Raw genomic sequence first — 17,393 nt, 5'->3', positions numbered from 1 at the left:
GTATGCCGGGAAGTGCGCTCATGATGCGCGATCACGCGCCTGCATGGCCTGACCGACGCGGTGGCCAAGCAGCGAATAAAACAGGATGTACAGATAACAGGGCAGCATCAGCAGCAAGAACACCAACTGAAAATCGACATGCTGTTTCAGCACCGCGAACAACTGCGGAATGACCGCGCCACCGGCGATCCCCATCACCAACAATGCCGAGCCGATTTCGGTAAAACGGCCCAGGCCCTTGATTGCCAGCGGAAAGATTGCCGGCCACATCATCGCGTTGGCGAAGCCGAGCGCGGCGACAAACCCCACCGACACGTAACCGTGGGTGAGATACGCGCCGACCGAGAACAACATGCCCAACACCGCCGACACGCTGAGGTAGCGCGCCTGCGAAATCAACGTCGGGATCACCACCAGGCCGACCACGTACCCCGCGAGCATCACCGCCAAGGTATAAGACGTGAACAACTTGGTCTGGTCCAGTGGCAGGTGGAAGCCATTGCCGTAGGTACCGATCGCGTCGCCGGCCATCACTTCCACGCCCACGTATACGAACAGGCACAGTACGCCCAACCACAGATGCGGAAACTGGAAGATGCTGCGCTTCTGCGCGGCGCCCCCCACCGCCACCGGCGTGGCATTGGCTTGCTCGGCCTGCAACTCCGGCAACGGCGAGAACAACACGCCGATCGCCACCACTACCAGCACGCCGGCCATCACCAGATACGGCGTATGGATCTTGGCGGCGAAGGCGGTAAGCAGCGTTTCCTTGGTCGCCGGATCGGCTGCCTGCATCTGCGCGGCCAGATCGCCGATGCCGTGCAACACCAGCGTGCCGATCAGGAACGGCGCCAGGATGCCGGCAATCTTGTTGCAGATGCCCATCACCGCGATCCGCCGCGCCGCGCTCTCGATCGGGCCGAGGATGCTGATGTAGGGATTGACCGCGGTCTGCAACAGCGCCAGACCACTACCGATCACGAACAGCCCGGCCAACGCACCGGGATAGAACCGCTGCGTGGCGAACTGTCCGAACAGCCCAGCGCCAAGAGCCATCACCAACAGACTCAGGGCCAAACCCTTCTTCATACCAGTGCGCTTGAGAATCCACGACGACGGCAACGCCAGAAAAAAGTACGACAGGTAGAACACCATCAGCACCAGGAAAGCGTTGACTTCGTTGAGATCGAACGCCAAGCGTACGAAGGTGATCAACGGCCCATTGATCCAGGTGAAAAAGCCGATGATGAAGAACAACAGGCCGACGATGGCGATCGAAACGAGAGGATTGGCAGGCCGTGCGTTGGTCATGGGCGGGGGCTCCGGGGTGGCGCGTGGATCGGCGATCAGCGTCGCAGTTCGGCGACGAAATCGTAGTAGTCGTTGTGGCAATACGTGTCGGTCAGTTCGATCGCGCTGCCGTCGCGGGAGTAGCCGACCCGCACCACATGCAGGATCGCCTCGCCTTCCTTCATGCCCAGGTGTCCGGCCAGCCGCACCGGCAGGTTGATGGCACGGAAATACTGCAGTGCGCGCACCACCGGGGTGCCACGCTCGTCCAGGTAGGCATAGAGCGAATCGACGATGGCCTTGGGATCGGGCACGACGTAGTGCGGCAGCACCGCTTCCTCGTAGGCCATGACCCGGCCATCGGCACTGCGCAAACGGGTCAGCTCCGTCACGGCAGTGTCCGGCGACAACCCCAGGCGCAGGATCTCCTCGCCATGGGCTGGGCGGGTACGCCGCTCCAGCCAGCGCGTACCCGGTTCCAGACCTTTCATGCGCACGGTCTCGCTGAAACTGGCCAGGCCGCTAAGCTGGTGCTGAATGTACGAGGTGACGAATGTGCCGGCGCCCTGCCGGCGCGACACCAGGCCCTGCTCGACCAGCGCGTCCACGGCCTGGCGCAAGGTCACCCGGGATACCCGTAGGTGTTCGCACAGTTGGCGCTCGGCCGGCAAGGCTTCGCCCGATTTCCATTGCCCGGCCTTGATCGCCCCCACCAGCTTGCTCGCCAATTGCAGATACAAGGGCGTCGGCGCATCCGAATCCACAGCCAGCGCCTGCAACCTGGGGTCGGCAGGCGGCTTGGGCTTGGTCATCGTGCTCTCCAGACCGAATAGATAGATCATATCCAATATAGTACCAATCCACGCGATGTGCACGCCGCGTGATGGATCGGCGTCGGCGCGAGGGCGATGCCCCGCCGGCAGCCAGCATCGCGGGGCATGTGGTGGCATGGTCGGCCTGCCCACCCATCATCGATTTCGGGCGTGCAGCGCCTCGGACCGGCTGCTGCCGCTAAGAGATGCCACGGCGCTCATCGCCCAGGCAGACGTCATCGGCGAAGCGCAGAGCAGACGCGACGGCCATCATCAACCCAATGGCGATTTTATCTACAACGGATAAGACCAATCCACGCGGCATCGCCCCTCACCGCGAACGACCGTTGACACGAAAAGGCCCCGGTGTCACGACACCGGGGCCCTGGCGCAGATCGCGCACTCTCAATGCCGGGACTGGATGTCCTCGTCGCGCGGGAACTGGACATGCCCGTCGACGTAATACGTCTTCTGATCGCCTCCGCTCGGCAAGGGCGGGATCGTATCGGTCACCACCATGCCGCGAATATCGGTAATGCGCACCTCCAGCATCTGTGCTCCAACGTTCTCGCCGACGAAATGGTTGTAGTCCGTCTTCGGCAGACTGATCCAGTCGCCGTCCTTCTTGTACTCGAACTTGACCACAGGGTAGAGATGGTTGCGTACCTGGATCGCCGCCCAGTAGGGCGAACTGCCATCCTTGATCCAATACTGAAGGTTGCCGGTGATCGGCGCTTGAACCACTTTCCAAGTGATCGGGATGTGACCGGCACTGGTATCGCCAATGGCCGAGAACGCATTAGGCGACATATCCATCGAACAATTGTCGCCTCCGTTATTGACGTCGTTGACGTACACAGTGACCGTGCCCTTGGGACCTTGCACCTGCAGATACGCACCGCCCAGCGCAGCCCTGACCCCGCCATAGTTGAGCTGAATCGGGTTGAGCGCGGTGATCATCGCATCCGACGGAGTTGGGTCAAGCAACATCGCGCCTCCCGAATATCCAGAGTAAGTATAGGTCCCAGTCCCATTACAGACGCTGCTCCAGTCATCCGCAGCAGCGGGCGGGACACTGGCAATTAAACTCAGCACAGCGAACAGACCGGCACTGCGCACAGCGGCGCGAATATGTCGTGCTTGCATAAGGTTTCCTAGTTAATGGGCACGGTGCGCCGCGCGGCGACCGGACGGTTGCCCGGCAAGCCGAATGTGGAAGATGCCCGTATGCAGCAACTTTGCGCGCGGCTGGAGAACGAACTTTTGGTCGGCACCGTAGACGTCGAATGTGCCTGCGCGCAAACATTACGGCACGCCGAGGCTTCCATGCAGCAAACCATTTAATGCGGGTTATGTGAGTTCACCTACACATTGCAAAACGATTGATTCAGCGCCGCCACACACCACGCTCCAGATGCCAAAGCACATCGCGCAGCGGAGTGGCCACCGTCGCCATGCCGGCAACCACCCCAAGCGCGTCGGCCAACGCATCGAACGGATCGGCCGAACGCGTGCTGGTCCATGCTCCCTGCGCGAACTCGATCCCCACGCCCAACGCCAACAGTCCAAGCGCGGCCCAAGTCCAGGCGCGCGGACCGGCATAAAGCTGCACGGCGCCGGCGGCCAGCAACAGATAAGCGAGGAAATGCTCGACCTTGTCGCCCTCGGGCATGTCCAACAACTGCGGTGGCTGGGCAATCATGCAGAGGTAGATCAGCACGACAATGGCCAGCCACCACAGCCCCAGCCATAACCAAGGCCAACGGAAAGGACGCAACGCTCCCTTCACAAGCGCCAACTCAGGTCGCCAGCCAGGAAAGCCGGGGCCAGCGCGACATCCCGCTCGAACCCCATCATCTGGAAACGCTCGCCCATCTCGCTGGGCAGTGTCAGACGCTTCACTTGCTGGCGCAGCCGCAGCCGCCCGGCGTCGTCGGTGCGCGCTTCGGCCTCGGCCAGGAGCGTGTCCAGGCCATTACCCAGCAGGAAACTGGCCTGGTTGCAGTAGCCCGCCAGATCGAAACCGGCCCCCGTGCCGGCCTCGGCCAACGCGGTGAAGTCCACCGACGCGGTCAGGTCCTGCAACCCCGGCCAGCGATACACATCAGCATGGCTGCGATGCCGGTAGAACGCGCGCAATGTGCCATCGTTGCGCTCGGGCAGATAGAACTCGCGACGCGGATAGCCGTAATCCACGAACAGCATCGCGCCGCTGCGCAAGCCACCGGCCACCGCCTGAATCCAGTACGGCAACTGCGGCAGCAGTTCGGAGCGGTAGCCATCGGGCAATGACGTCTCCAGATCGCGCTCCACATGCCGCACGGCCGCCGCCAGCAGCGCATCGGCGGGCTGTTCGCCGCGCTGGAAGCGACCGTCGCCGTCCAGGGTCACTGTCTCCTCGAAGACCTCGCCATCGCGCAGCACGAAGCGCGGCGTCGGCAACGCATCGATCACTTCGTTGGCGAACAGCACGCCGTTCCAATCGTCATCGAACGGACGGTCCAGCCATTCAAGCAGCTCGAACACCGGCGGGATCAACACCCGCGCCAGACGCTCGCGCTGACGCGCGCGCAGGTCCGCACTGGGCTCCAGGATGGCATAGCGTTGGGGCAACGCATCCAACGCCGACAAGCGTTTGAGCATCACTTCGGCGAAAGCGCCGCTGCCGCCGCCTACTTCCAACATGCGCGCCTGCGGGCCCAATTGCCGCAACACCGGCGCCAGCGCGTTGGACACCGTGGCGGCGAACAACGCCCCCAGTTCCGGCGCGGTCACGAAATCGCCAGCATCGCCAAATTTGCTGCTGCCGGCGCTGTAGTAACCAAGTCCCGGCGCGTACAAGGCCAGTTCCATGAAACGCGAAAACGCAATGGCACCGTCACTGGCAGCGATTTCGGCGCGCAGATGCGCGACCAGGCGATTGCTGTGCGCCAGCGCATCGGCATCGGGCAATGGAAGATCGGTGGACATGCAGCACTGGATTGCGTGGACAATGCACAGCATAGCCGAGTACGGAATCCGCACATGCCTCATATCAAAGTCGCCCTGATCACCGGCAGCGCACGACGCATCGGCGCTGGCATCGCCCGGCACCTGCACGCGGCCGGCTATCGCGTGGCGCTGCATGCGCACACCTCGCAAACCGAACTACGGGCACTGGCGCTGGAACTGGAGAACGCACGCGCCGACAGTACCCTGACCCTGCAAGCCGACCTGCGCGATACCGCGCAATTACCTGGATTGGTGACACAGTGCGTACAGCGCTTCGGCCGACTCGATGCGCTGGTCAACAACGCCTCCAACTTCTACCCCACTCCCTTGCACGAAGCCACACCGGCGCAATGGGACGACCTGTTCGCAGTCAACGCGCGTGCGCCGCTGTTCCTCGCCCAGGCCGCTACCGAGCAGCTACGCCAACACGGTGGCGCCATCGTCAACCTCACCGACCTGCATGCCGAACAGCCGTTGCGCGCGCATCCGTTGTACGGCGCCGCCAAAGCTGCCCTGGCGATGCTGACCCGCTCGCTGGCGTTGGAACTGGCGCCGCAGGTGCGGGTCAACGCCATCGCACCCGGCGCGATCCTGTGGCCGGACGCAGGCAAGGATCCCGCCGCGCAACAGGCGCTGCTGGCGCGCACCCCGCTGGCACGCACCGGCGACATCGCCGACATCGCCGAAGCGGTACGCTGGCTGCTCGACGACGCCCACTTCGTCACCGGTCAGACCTTACGGGTGGATGGAGGTCGAGGCCTATCCTGAGGCCGGGACGATGCGTTCGAAACAGCCGGTGATGGCGGGGCATCGCCACCACGACACCGCGTATCTGGCACCGACATGGATCAAACCCTGCAACCGCGTCAGTCCCGCACACGCAGCAACGCGTGTGCGCCCTTGCCTGGTTCGATTTGCCCACAGCCGCTTCTCGGCAAGGGCATCGGGCGCTCCTGCTTCTACGCCATGCTCGACTTTACCCAGCCGCGCGCTCCTACCCTGGAGTCCCGGCCCCCTCCAGCGCCACCACCTCGAACACCGCTCCATGCTCGGCATGCGCCCGCCAAAGTGCCCCCAACGTCAGGCCACTGATCGGGTCGACGAAATCGGCGGCGATGTCAGCCAGCGGCTTCAGCACGAAGGCATGGCGCAGCTCGGGGCGCGGGATCCGCAAATTGCCTGGACCTTCGGCAATGCAGTCGCCATAGAACACGATATCGATGTCCAAGGTGCGGTCGCCAAAGCGCGGACCATTGCGATCGCGTCCGTGCGCGTCTTCCAGCGCATGCAACCAGGCGTCCAGCGGTATCAGGCCCCAATCCGTCTGCAACGCCACCGCGTTATTCAGGAATGCCGCTCCGTCGAAGCCCACCGCAGCGGTCCGGTACGTAGGCGACACCACGATCGGACCGAAGCGCTCATGCAATGCTTCGAGCGCGACGGCCAGGTGATGCTGCGGGCGCAGGTTGCTGCCTAGACTCAGTAGCACGGTGGTCATGCGATATTCGCGCATGCTGCGGCCATCAGCGTCAACAGCTAGCCAAGTCACTACAGCACCGCATAGAATCCGAGCGTGCCGGGCTTCGTCAGCCTCATACCCTCTGCGTCTGTCGGTGCGGAAAGCACGGTCCGCACGTTTTCGCCTCTCCCCTCTGGGGGCCAGCAATCGCGAGCGCGACCAAACTACTATGCCGCCCTCCCCCGCGCGACACCCGGCCCAGCGCCCCCGGGAAACCAATCGCCTTGGAATAGCTAACAAAACGACTGCGTCGCTGTCGGACGGCGTGGACAGTACTCGGAATCCTCTTGTAGCACATGCACACTGCGGCTCCTTCGCACTACCCGCTCCGCCCGACAGCGACTGGCGACGTTGTGTTCGCCACCCTTAGCAGCGAAAAGCACAGACGCCGAATCCGCACGCAAGAGCGACAGCGAATGGTTCAACTGCTCAAACGGAAGCGTGATCGCACCTCGGTGCGTTCTTTCAGATCGCTTGACTCGCTTCCCCGGGAACCGGCTTCTCAGCCACTTTCCAACGCATGTGCCACAGCGCGGAACACGCGTTGCATTTCCAACGGTTTGCGCAGCACGTGCACGGCGATATCGCTGGGAAAGTGATCGCGCTCCAGCACCGTGCCAGCTTCCTCTAGCACGATCGCCGGGCCCTGGTAACGCATTTCCTGGAGCGCCATCAGCAGGCTCACCGCCGACAGCAGGATGATGTCGCTGTCCACGATCACCAGGTCCGGCAGACCGTGTTCCTGCACGTCGCGCAGCGCCGCCGCGCCATCGGGTGCCAATTGCGGGCGGTAACCCTGACTGGACAGCGCGTTACCGAGCAGCGACAACCGCGTCGCCTCGCCATCCACCAGCATCACGCTTTGGCCCTTGCCCATCGGCAAGGACAACTCCGGCTCGACCGAAGGCATCGGGCTGCGCAATGGCAGCATCAATTCGAAACAGGTGCCTTCGCCCGGCGTACTGTCCACGCCGATGCTGCCGCCGTAGCCTTCGACGATACGCTTGCACGAGATCAGGCCGAGACCGGTGCCATCCGGTTTTGTTGTAAAGAAGGGACTGAACAGACGCGCCTGCGTCTCCGCATCCATGCCCATACCGCTGTCGCGGACCAGGATACGGACCTGATCGCGACCGTTTGTGCCGATCGCCTGGATGGCCGAGAAGGTCAGCCTCCCTCCGTTGGGCATCGCCTGAATCGCGTTCAATCCCAGGTTGAGCAGACACTGCTGCAATTCGGTGTAGTTGGCCTCAATCGACAGGGACGCATCGGCCACCTCCACCTGCAAGGCCACCCCCTCTGGCAGGCTGCTCTTGAGCAGCATCTGCACGGCCTGGAACAGTTCGGCGATGCAGACACGCTGACTGGGCGTGCGCGAACCGCGCACGAACGACAGCATCGACTCGGCCATCTCGTGACCACGTCGACCACACTCGGCAATGACATCGGCCAGATGTCGCAGTTGCGGATCGTCGCTGCGTCCGACCATCAGTTCCGGCACGATCAGCAAGGGCTGCAGAATATTGCGCAGATCGTGGCTGAGGCCGGCAGCGAGCAGGGCCAGACTCTCCAGCCTCTGCGCGCGCATCAACTCTCGCTCCACCCGCTGCCGCTCGCGTTCGGAGCGTGCTTCACGGATCGCACGTGTCACCGCCGACGGCAACCGGGTGGGATTGTGCTTGATGATGTAGTCGTTGGCGCCATCGCGCAGCGCCTCGACCGCAGTCTCTTCGCCAATCGTGCCGGAGACGAAAATAAAGGGCACCACGCTGTCATGTTCGCGCAACACCCGCAGCGCCCGATGTCCGGAAAACCCCGGCATGCTCAGGTCGGATAATACGATGTCGGGAGCAAACTCGCGCAGCGCCTCGCGCAGCGCTGGTTCGCTTTGCACGCGATGGAACGTCGCCTCCAGACCGGCGTCCAGCAATTGGTCGGACAGCAACTCGGCATCCTCTGGCGAGTCCTCCACCATCAGGATCCGGATTGGGCCGAACTTGGGGCCGGTCATGGGCATGGGTGCTTACTCTTCGTCCGGAGCCTGATTGATCAGCGCCCAGAACGTTCCCAGCGTCTTTACCGCAGTGAAGAACTGGTCCACGTCCACCGGTTTGACCACATAGGCATTGACACCCAGATCCCAGCTACGGGCCAGGTCGCTTTCCTCGCGCGAGGACGACAGAATCACCACTGGCAGACGCTTGAGCGACTCATCGCTGCGCACCATCCTGAGCACTTCCAGGCCATCCAGGCGCGGCATCTTGATGTCCAGCAGCAACACCGCGGGCATCCCTTCCTCGCGCTTGGCGTAGGCACCGCGACGCAGCAGGTAATCCATCGCTTCCACACCGTCCTCGACGTGCACGATCGGATTGGCCAGGCGAGCATCGCGTAACGCATCCATCGCCATTTCAGCATCGGCGGGACTATCTTCGGCCAGCAGGATGGTGCGAATGGCAGTCATGCGATCAACTCGGTGGTGGGCGCTTCGAGCGCCGGTGGCAAAACGAAGTGGAAGGTCGCGCCCTCGTCCGGCGCGGCCTCGGCCCAGACATGTCCGCCATGGCGGGCGAGCACGCGGCGTACACTGGCCAGACCAATGCCGGTACCCGAGTACTCGCTCGCCTTGTGCAGTCGCTGAAATACGCCGAATAATTTGGCCGCATAGGTCATGTCGAAACCGGCACCGTTATCGCGCACAGTGAAGTGATGGCTACCGTCCGGCTCTATTTGATAGTCGACCTCAATCTGCGCGATCTCGCGTTTGGCGCTGTACTTGACCGCGTTATCGAGCAGATTCAACCACAACTGGCGCATCATGTTCTCGTCGACGACCAGAATCGGCAGCGGCGCGACGCGCCATTCGATGCGATGGCCGCTACCGGCATGGTCGGACTGGTAATTGGCGTCGAGTACCGAGCGCGTCTCCGCCACCAGCGACTGCATGTCCACCGACTGCAAGCGCATGGCGCTACGGCCCAGACGCGAATACACCAGTAAATCGTCGATTAACGAAGCCATGCGCCGCGCCGAAGTGCCGATCACCTCTAGGTAATGCCGGCTCTTTTCATCGGCGACCGTGTCAAGGTGCCGCACCAGCTTGTCGGCGAACCCGGCGACATGGCGCAGTGGCGCACGCAGGTCGTGCGAAACCGAGTAACTGAAGGCTTCCAGTTCGCGGTTGACCTCCGACACCTGCTCCACTTTGCCCTCCAACTGCCGATTCAAATCCTGAATCCGCTGTTGCGCGGACTTCTGCAGGGTGATGTCGCTGACCGTCATCAGCACCACCTCATCCTCGCTATCCGGCAACGGCATGCGTCGCGCGTTCAACAGCATGATCCGGGCCACACCGTCCGCACCGACTTGTTCGTGCTCGAAATCCCAAAGTTCGCGCCCGCGCAACAAAACATCGGCCAGACGCTGACCGATGACAGGATCCCGCCAGACGCCATCGCCCACCTCGACCAACATCTTCGGCACATCGTCGTCCGGTTCCAGGCCGTACAGTTCGGCGAACGCGGTGTTGTGCATCAACATCCGCTGCGAGCCGTCGAGCAACACGATCGGCTCGCGCACGGTCTGCAGCACCGCTGCAGCACGCCCATTGGCGCGCAGCATGTCGCGCTCGGCATGCAGGCGCCGGCCGATCTGCCGCTGCAAAAGCCAGATCACCAGACCCAGCAACAACAACTGCACCGCGAGGGACACCCAGCTCACTCGCGAAGCCAGCGCACGCCGTCGCTCGGCATCGGCGACACGGCGCATCAGCAGTTCGTCTTCGCGCTGCCGAAACTCATTGGTCAAACCGCCGACCGGATTGTCTGCCGTCATCTCCTGGATCAGCGCACCAATCTGCTTCGGATCGCGGTTCTGGGCGATACGTTCGGCCAGCAGACTGCGCCGCTCCAGCATGCTTTGCAGTCGCCCGATACGCATCTGCTGCTCCGGGTTGTCACGGGTCAATTGGGCCAGACGTGCGACGTTGGACACCAGTAATGCGCGTGTCTGCCTAAGGCGTGCCTTGAGCGACGGCGAGTCGGTATCGTGCGACATCGCCATCGCCGAGGACTCCATCTCGCGCACATCTGCCTGCAACTCGCCCAAGGCCGCAGTGACTTCCTGGCTATGGCTAAGCCAGTCGGCAGCGCGCAGGGTTGCAGCGTTCATCTGCCGCAGCAGCAACGACGGCAGAATCACGATCAAAACGACAGCCAGCGCCAGCACCGGCAGGCGCCAGCGATCCCAGACGTCGTGTTTGGCGATGATCTGCATACCTAAAAACTATGAAAAGAGAACGGTGACGGCATCGCAGGCGCGCATTGTCGCCCATCTCCCCCGGCCAATGATGAACTATTCAGGCATACCGCAACACCCCGGCCGCAGTACTTTGAAGCACTTTATCCCAAGCACTGGACACAAAGAAACGGGCGGCTTGCACGCCGCCCGAGTAACGCATCCAACATTGCACATTCAGTGGACTGGATCGCCCTATAGAACGGCGGCGGCATCGACCACGTTCAGGGCCTGAGACGACCTCCCGGCACGCACCAGCAAGAAATCGGCATGGGCACGCAAACGCCGACATTCGGAGTGGCTCAAGTCTGCGTCCAACTCCAGCATCAACGCGGAAAAGGACGGCCAGAAGATGGCGTCTTCATGGGCACTGGCCAACAGTATGCACAGTTGCGCTTCGAGCTTGCGTACCGCCACAAGCAGAGCAGACGGTCGCGCTCCCTGACCTGAAAGTGCGGCATCTAACGCCGCCGCCGCCGCCGCCGCATGGCTTGCTCCCGGATGAGTATTCGTGTCCAACATCTTGATTATTAGTTGACCAACATAACTCCATGATGTCCGAGCGGGTGTCAATGCGGCGCGAAATGGGACAAGCATCGCAACGCGACCCTTGCAAAAAGCAAAGAGAACATATATAGAACGATGCGTTACATAAATCGCCATCATCCACGGGGTGCACCGCTCCGCATGCGGCGGCAGAGCTTACTGGATCAGCTCATAACGGCACCGATCTTGAGGCCCGAGGCGACCACTGTCCTGCCTACGCCGCTCATCTTGGCCTCCGACACCGCCTGATCGTGTTGCATTTTGGTCTTGACCAAGCCAGAGCACTTGACAGCAGCGTTGGCGCTATCGACCTTGACGCTGGTCGCGGACGCCTCCTTGGTTGCGCGCCAATCCGCCTTCGCCTCGGTATCGCGCTCGGCCGCACCGACATGCCGTACGCTGTCGCACTCGCCCATGCTGCCATGGTTCTTGCCAGCACTGATCGGGGGATCGGCGGCGAACACATAGGCAACGCATGCGACCGGCGCAGCATTGCGCAGGGTGCGTGCAGTGAACGTTGTCATGGGACATGGCATCCGTTGACGGGATGCGTAGTGTCCATCCCCCCTCGTCCATACAGCGTGACCAGCGCATCCAGATCACGTGAGTGCGCACGCGAAATGGCGTCGGCGATACTGTCGGTTCGAGTGCCGCGACGCCGACCCCATGCCCAAAACCTTCAATCTCGCCCTGCTCGGCTATGGCGATGCAGGTCGCGTCTTGCACCCACCATTGATCGCACACACGCCTGGGCTTTGCCTGCATACGGTCGTTTCCCGCCGCGCCGACCCGCAAGATCGATGCGGTGGTGATCGGCCACACCGAACCAGACGCATGCACCGCTGGCACTGGCAGCATTGACGCAAGGCAAGCACGTTCTGGTGGACACGCCATTCACCTTGAATGCACACGAGGCGCAGCAGGTGATCGGGCAGGCACAGCGCGCCGACCGCGTCAGCCCTCCTGCTTCATCGCATGGCCACCGAACTGGTTGCGCATGGCGGCCAACAGCTTGTCGGCAAACGAATCGTCCTCGCGCGAACGCAACCGCTCCAACAACGACAGGGTGATGACCGGAGCCGGCACATCCAGGTCGATCGCCTCGGCCACGGTCCAGCGACCTTCGCCGGAGTCCTGCACGAATGGCGCGATTCCATCCAGCTTCGGATTGTGGCCCAGCGCATCCGCGCACAGATCCAGCAGCCAAGAACGTACCACGCTGCCCTGACGCCAAACCTCTGCGATCTGGTGCAGATCTAGCTCGAACGCCTGCTTGCGCGCCATCAACGCGAAACCTTCGGCATACGCCTGCATCATCCCGTACTCGATGCCGTTGTGGACCATCTTGGTGAAGTGGCCAGCACCACTGGGCCCGACCCGTCCCCAACCGGCATCGGCCGCCGGCGCCAAGGTGGCGAACACCGGATGCAGGCGCTGCACCGCCTCGGCGTCGCCACCGATCATCAAGCTATACCCCTCGCGCAGCCCCCACACGCCGCCACTGGTGCCGCAATCGACATAGGCAATGCCATGCGCAGCAACCGCTTCGGCGCGACGCATCGAATCCTTGTAATAAGAATTTCCACCATCGACGATCACGTCGCCCTTTTGCAGGAGCGGCAGCAGTACGGCCAAGGTTTCGTCGACGACCTGCCCGGCCGGCACCATCAGCCATATCGCGCGTGGCGCAGGCAACGCCGCGATCAGCGCTGCCATGGTATCCACCGTCTCCACTGCGCGCTGCTGTGCTGCGCTGCGCGCCGCTTCGCCCAGATCGAAACCGACCACGCGGTGACCACCACGCACAAGGCGTTCGGCCATGTTCGCGCCCATCCGACCCAAACCTACAAGTCCAAGTTCCATGCGTCGCTCCCAGTTGGAGAAAAGGGATGAGTAGGATCGCACGAAGCAGCAGTGCTTAGAGGAGCGTCGCGAAAGCAGGTGATGTGCGCTGAGACGTACCGACGAAGCCGCGGCGAAGAAGGCACCTATTCGGCGACGCGCGCAGATGACGCCTGCGCGCAACCCTGCAACTGCTGCTCGCGCCAACGGTGATACAGCGTGGTGTGCAGGTTGTGCAGAGTCAACTCGATCGCAAACGGAGTGCGTGGATTGCGGTCCAGCAACCGCGCCACGTGGTAGCCGATCGGCTTGACACCCCTGGGATGCACATAGACGTCGAAACCACGGTAGAAGGGATCGTCCAGTAGCGCGTCGAGCTGCGCCAGCACCTGTCGTTGCGGAGGTGACAGTGCTCCGCGTAACCGCGCATCGCGCGTCCACAACAACCGTTCAAAACGCGCGCGGCCAGCCCCACGCAACGCCTGCGCCAACTCCCAGATACGCCGGTTGCTGCGGTCGTAATAGGCGAAGCCGCCATGCTGACGCAACGCCTGCGCCGCATCGGCACTGACCGCGACGACGACGAAGTTTTCCGCCTGATTGTTGATGTCGTCCAGGTAACGGGGCTCGAACACATGCACCAGGTAGCCCGGCGCCCCAAGGAAAGCCGCACGGCCACGCTGCGCGGTTTTTTCCGCTTTGCCATCTGCGAAAAAGGAACCGGCGTGCGCACCGAGCAGGATGCTGTCGGTGCGATGCAAGGTGAGGAACGTGCCGATAGAAAGTTCGTCGGCACTGAACGCGCGATCGAATCCGGCATCGCCATACAGCTCGCGCTGCGCCGCCAATTGCGCGATTTGCCGGCCGACGCCGCATTCCGAACGCACCTGGCCGCTGTAGAACGCGTCGACCGCGCGCGCATTGCCCTGCAACGGGCGATAGCCGCGACCGAAACTACGGAAACCCTGCCACCCCTGCGCACGCGCGCCACGCAGGCCAAAGCCGATCCATCCCAGTTGCAGGGCCGAGAACCGATAACCGGGATTACCCTGCAAGCGCGCGACGGCACGCTCGGTCGCCGCACCGAGCCGCAGAAAATAACCGCACTGCGTCGCCGACGTTTCCAGCAAATTGCGCAGTGCCTGCCGCCGCTGCGCCTCGCCCCATGTGGCCGGCAACGCCACCTGCAGATCGCCATGCGCCTGTGCCTCGGCGAGCGATCCGCGCTCACACGGCATGCCGGGCGAAAACTGTGGCTGTGCGGCAACGGTACTGGCGACGCGCCAGCCGAGTTGATCGAGTATGCTGATCAGACACGCGGCACTGGCGCTGTCCGCCGGATCGGGCACCGCCGCTGACGCGCCGCTCGCCAGCAGCGACACAAACAGCAGGCTGGCACGGCCACGGCGCAACCAGGGGCGTACAGGTGCAAGGGATCGCATCATGGCGCAGACATGGCAGGCAGCGAACGTCCGGACACCGCCAAGACGCGGCACGCGTGCAAGCCTGCCGCCCAGACCGTGCATGCTGCGCGAAGCCACTGCGATCGGCACACGTTCGCTGGATTCACTGCTGCGCAATGCATCGCCCGCCTACACTGCTTGTCCCTTTGACCGAACTGAGCACTCCCATGCACATACTCGTTACCGGAGGCACCGGATTCATTGGCCGTGCGCTCTGCCCTGTGCTGGTGCAGGCGGGACACCGGGTCAGCGTACTGAGCCGCGACCTCCTGCGTGCTGCGCGCGTGTTGCCAGAGGTTCACGCACTGGACGATCTACATCGCGTCGCGTCGGCGGACGCAGTGATCAACCTGGCTGGCGAACCGCTGAGTGATGGCCGCTGGAACGCCATACGCAAACGCCGCTTCCGCACCTCGCGCATCGGTACCACCCGCGCGCTGGTCGACTGGATGGAGCGGCTCGACCCGACGCAACGCCCGAGCTGCCTGATCTCCGGCTCGGCAATCGGCTACTACGGGGATCGCCGCGACGATGTGCTCGACGAACACGCAGGACCGGGCGAAGATTTTTCCGCACAGCTATGCCGCGATTGGGAAGCCGAAGCACTGCGTGCGCAGACGCTAGGCGTACGGACCAGCCTGGTGCGCACCGGTGTGGTCCTCGGTCACGATGGCGGCGCACTGGCAAGAATGTTGCCGCCGTTCAAGCTCGGGCTGGGCGGACGCATGGGCGAGGGACGGCAATGGATGAGCTGGATCCATCGCGACGACCATGTCGCACTGCTGCTATGGCTGTTGCAACACGGTGGCGAAGGTGCCTACAACGGCAGCGCGCCGGCACCCGCCACCAATGCCAATTTCGCCCGCCAGCTCGCTGCGGCGCTGCACCGACCGGCGCTGTTGCCAATGCCTGCCAGCGCCCTGCGCTTGGCCTTCGGCGAGATGGCCGAGCTACTGCTGAGCAGCCAACGCGTACTGCCGACACGCGCGCAGCAGGAAGGCTATGTGTTCCGTTATCCGCAATTGGATGCCGCCTTGCGCGCCCTGCTCGCCTGAGTGCCACGAGCCCCCCCCTCCCCGCTACCAAGCAACGCATCGCGACAGGCAGCAAACAAAACGCCCCGGCCGAAGCAGTGTCCGCCGGGGCGCAGGGCGCATCCTGAGCGCGGGGGTCAGTAGCGCTTGCAGACGGTCTCGACTTCGCGATTGCCGTTGGCTTCCTGGCGCTTGCCCTGGATGTAACGACCGGCTGCACCGCCGGCCACCGCACCGCCGACCGTCGCCAGCGTGTTGCCCTTACCCTTGCCGATTTCGTGGCCGAGCAAACCGCCGATCGCGGCACCGGCCAGGGTGCCACCAATGCGGTCGGGATCGGTGCTGTTCTCGCGCACGGCGACCTTGTTGCAATGTACTCTGGTGCCATCGTTAAAACGGCGCCCATCATCCTCGGGGCCATAGTGGCGATACGCCTGCGCCAACGGCATCACAGCCGTGGCAAGGCCAAGAACGGTGAGACAGAGGGCGGATTTGACACTGTTCATGCTGATTGCTCCTGGGTGGTCGAGCCGATGCACACAAGGCCGCACATCGCGCTCTCGATGGCGGCCAGCTTCGCATCGGATTTGCGAATGCTTGGTGAAGCCCACTCAGCTTGCCTCGCAGCGAATGAATACGTTGTCGAACGTGCCGTCAATTGCCACCGGGCTTGCCGGATTCGCTGGCCGGATGCGGCGCGGCCACAGGTGCCGGCGCCTGAGCCGGCGCAGCGACGGCGGGAGCCGCCGAAGGAGGCGCCGCAGATGGCATCGGCGCAGGCACGGCGGCAGGCGCGGGAACCGCTGCTGGCGGATGCGCGGGTGGTGCCGAGGCAGCAGGCTTGCCCTTCGGCAAGTACTCGTTTATCAGCTGGAAGAAGTGTTTGTAGAAATCGCTGTCCTGCACCGTATTACTGGCGACACGCACCATCGAATCGTCGCTGCTCCCGATCGGCAACGACACCGAGCCGAGCAAGCCGACACCGACACTGGCCGAGGTCGGACTCTTTTTCAGTGCATAGCGGTCCTGCAGCGCACTGACGAACACCCAGGATTCGTCCTGCCCGTGCGGCACACACGACACGCGCAATTCCAGTTGCTCGTGCAGGTCCTGGCTGGGCTGGAAATTCTTGGTGCCTTCGACCGCATCGGCGCTGGCCTTGGCGACCACGTAGCCCTGGCTCAACAGCGCGCGACGCGCCGATTCGCATGCCTGTGCCGGCTGCACCGGGTAGTTGCGCGAATAAGTATTGTCGGAATTGAAGTTCTCTTTCACCAGCCCGTCCTGCTTGGAGCCGAAACAGCCACTCAGGCCGATCGCGACCAGCACGAGCACAGGAAAGACGAGGACGTTGGAGGAAGCGGACATGGCCATTGACCGAGAGTGGAACACCACGGCACAGCATAGCGACAAGCATGCCGGTGCGGCCGTGATGCCGCCGTCGCCGCTCATCCCACGGTTAGCGAGCCCGGCGGCAAGCGCCACAGGCGACCATCACCGTATTGCGGCGGCAACCGCGGCGGGCGGGTCCGCCCCCCCTTCCCCTGCCAGAGGGGCGAGAGACAAGGTCCACGCGCCATGACCGTCACTGCGCTGGCGA

At 63.3% G+C, this 17,393-nt stretch carries 18 protein-coding genes and 2 pseudogenes; 5 read left to right on the top strand and 15 right to left on the bottom strand.

Translation table 11 applies throughout. The annotated features are described in order from the left end of the window. Nucleotides 1-18: 18 nt before the first annotated feature. A complete protein-coding gene (locus XaFJ1_RS03930) occupies nt 19-1,311 on the bottom strand; it encodes a sugar MFS transporter (RefSeq protein WP_012915366.1) in 1,293 nt (430 codons plus the stop codon). 35 nt (nt 1,312-1,346) lie between these two features. Continuing rightward, entirely contained in the window at nt 1,347-2,102 is a 756-nt protein-coding gene (locus XaFJ1_RS03925; protein WP_012915365.1) for a GntR family transcriptional regulator, read from the bottom strand. A gap of 136 nt (nt 2,103-2,238) precedes the next feature. Between XaFJ1_RS03925 and XaFJ1_RS03920 the strand changes: the two genes are divergently transcribed. Further along, the gene (locus tag XaFJ1_RS03920) at nt 2,239-2,409 is read left to right on the top strand and encodes a hypothetical protein (RefSeq protein ID WP_155393065.1); all 171 of its coding nucleotides are present in this window, start codon (nt 2,239-2,241) and stop codon (nt 2,407-2,409) included. 98 nt (nt 2,410-2,507) lie between these two features. On the opposite strand, the pseudogene XaFJ1_RS03915 reads toward XaFJ1_RS03920, so the two are convergent. Then, nucleotides 2,508-3,152, bottom strand: a pseudogene (locus tag XaFJ1_RS03915) (expansin EXLX1 family cellulose-binding protein); the annotation flags it as partial. A 111-nt stretch (nt 3,153-3,263) separates the two neighbouring features. On the opposite strand from XaFJ1_RS03915, the gene XaFJ1_RS03910 reads away from it, so the two are divergent. Further along, complete coding sequence (locus tag XaFJ1_RS03910) at nt 3,264-3,446, top strand: hypothetical protein (protein WP_045756742.1); 183 nt, start codon at nt 3,264-3,266, stop codon at nt 3,444-3,446. Nucleotides 3,447-3,489: 43 nt separating this feature from the next. Here XaFJ1_RS03910 and XaFJ1_RS03905 read toward each other — a convergent pair whose 3' ends face one another. Then, nucleotides 3,490-3,900, bottom strand: a complete 411-nt coding sequence (locus XaFJ1_RS03905) for a VanZ family protein (RefSeq protein ID WP_012915363.1) — start codon at nt 3,898-3,900, stop codon at nt 3,490-3,492. Beyond that, entirely contained in the window at nt 3,888-5,072 is a 1,185-nt protein-coding gene (locus tag XaFJ1_RS03900; RefSeq protein ID WP_012915362.1) for a class I SAM-dependent methyltransferase, read from the bottom strand. Before XaFJ1_RS03900 ends, XaFJ1_RS03905 begins: the two co-directional genes overlap by 13 nt. 54 nt (nt 5,073-5,126) lie before the next feature. On the opposite strand from XaFJ1_RS03900, the gene XaFJ1_RS03895 reads away from it, so the two are divergent. Then, nucleotides 5,127-5,861 (top strand): pteridine reductase, encoded by a 735-nt coding sequence (locus tag XaFJ1_RS03895; protein ID WP_012915361.1) that lies wholly within the window; start codon nt 5,127-5,129, stop codon nt 5,859-5,861. 226 nt (nt 5,862-6,087) lie between these two features. Here XaFJ1_RS03895 and folK read toward each other — a convergent pair whose 3' ends face one another. The 6 genes from folK to XaFJ1_RS03865 all read right to left on the bottom strand — a co-directional run bounded on the left by folK (nt 6,088) and on the right by XaFJ1_RS03865 (nt 11,978). Continuing rightward, the gene (folK, locus tag XaFJ1_RS03890) at nt 6,088-6,591 is read right to left on the bottom strand and encodes a 2-amino-4-hydroxy-6-hydroxymethyldihydropteridine diphosphokinase (protein WP_012915360.1); all 504 of its coding nucleotides are present in this window, start codon (nt 6,589-6,591) and stop codon (nt 6,088-6,090) included. A 523-nt stretch (nt 6,592-7,114) separates the two neighbouring features. After that, on the bottom strand, nt 7,115-8,629 hold the full coding sequence (locus tag XaFJ1_RS03885; protein ID WP_012915359.1) for an ATP-binding response regulator: 1,515 nt from the start codon (nt 8,627-8,629) through the stop codon (nt 7,115-7,117). A 6-nt stretch (nt 8,630-8,635) separates the two neighbouring features. After that, nucleotides 8,636-9,076, bottom strand: a complete 441-nt coding sequence (locus tag XaFJ1_RS03880) for a response regulator (RefSeq protein ID WP_012915358.1) — start codon at nt 9,074-9,076, stop codon at nt 8,636-8,638. Then, complete coding sequence (locus XaFJ1_RS03875) at nt 9,073-10,887, bottom strand: sensor histidine kinase (protein ID WP_012915357.1); 1,815 nt, start codon at nt 10,885-10,887, stop codon at nt 9,073-9,075. Before XaFJ1_RS03875 ends, XaFJ1_RS03880 begins: the two co-directional genes overlap by 4 nt. A 216-nt stretch (nt 10,888-11,103) precedes the next feature. Beyond that, complete coding sequence (locus XaFJ1_RS03870) at nt 11,104-11,430, bottom strand: hypothetical protein (RefSeq protein WP_012915356.1); 327 nt, start codon at nt 11,428-11,430, stop codon at nt 11,104-11,106. 188 nt (nt 11,431-11,618) lie between these two features. Beyond that, nucleotides 11,619-11,978: a hypothetical protein gene (locus XaFJ1_RS03865; protein WP_012915355.1), complete on the bottom strand. Its 360-nt coding sequence runs from the start codon at nt 11,976-11,978 to the stop codon at nt 11,619-11,621. A 142-nt stretch (nt 11,979-12,120) separates the two neighbouring features. On the opposite strand from XaFJ1_RS03865, the pseudogene XaFJ1_RS03860 reads away from it, so the two are divergent. After that, nucleotides 12,121-12,410 (top strand): annotated as a pseudogene (locus tag XaFJ1_RS03860) (Gfo/Idh/MocA family oxidoreductase); the annotation flags it as partial. Here the strand turns inward: XaFJ1_RS03860 and gnd are convergent. Together gnd and XaFJ1_RS03850 are read right to left on the bottom strand one after the other, a co-directional pair. After that, complete coding sequence (gnd, locus tag XaFJ1_RS03855; RefSeq protein ID WP_012915354.1) at nt 12,409-13,317, bottom strand: phosphogluconate dehydrogenase (NAD(+)-dependent, decarboxylating); 909 nt, start codon at nt 13,315-13,317, stop codon at nt 12,409-12,411. The pseudogene XaFJ1_RS03860 and the gene gnd overlap by 2 nt on opposite strands. A 125-nt stretch (nt 13,318-13,442) precedes the next feature. After that, nucleotides 13,443-14,741, bottom strand: a complete 1,299-nt coding sequence (locus XaFJ1_RS03850; protein ID WP_049887205.1) for a hypothetical protein — start codon at nt 14,739-14,741, stop codon at nt 13,443-13,445. A 185-nt stretch (nt 14,742-14,926) separates the two neighbouring features. On the opposite strand from XaFJ1_RS03850, the gene XaFJ1_RS03845 reads away from it, so the two are divergent. Then, nucleotides 14,927-15,814 carry a TIGR01777 family oxidoreductase gene (locus tag XaFJ1_RS03845; RefSeq protein ID WP_012915352.1) on the top strand — a complete coding sequence of 296 codons (888 nt, stop codon included), beginning with the start codon at nt 14,927-14,929 and terminating at the stop codon, nt 15,812-15,814. 116 nt (nt 15,815-15,930) lie between these two features. Here XaFJ1_RS03845 and XaFJ1_RS03840 read toward each other — a convergent pair whose 3' ends face one another. Both XaFJ1_RS03840 and XaFJ1_RS03835 read right to left on the bottom strand, forming a co-directional pair. Then, a complete protein-coding gene (locus XaFJ1_RS03840) occupies nt 15,931-16,299 on the bottom strand; it encodes a glycine zipper 2TM domain-containing protein (protein WP_012915351.1) in 369 nt (122 codons plus the stop codon). Nucleotides 16,300-16,447: 148 nt separating this feature from the next. Continuing rightward, complete coding sequence (locus tag XaFJ1_RS03835; RefSeq protein ID WP_045757200.1) at nt 16,448-17,161, bottom strand: DUF2242 domain-containing protein; 714 nt, start codon at nt 17,159-17,161, stop codon at nt 16,448-16,450. Nucleotides 17,162-17,393: the final 232 nt, after the last annotated feature.

This window comes from Xanthomonas albilineans (assembly GCF_009931595.1).
Lineage (GTDB): Bacteria > Pseudomonadota > Gammaproteobacteria > Xanthomonadales > Xanthomonadaceae > Xanthomonas_A > Xanthomonas_A albilineans.
The sequence above is the reverse complement of the archived record's forward strand: the minus strand, read 5'-3'. Positions and strand labels throughout refer to the sequence as shown.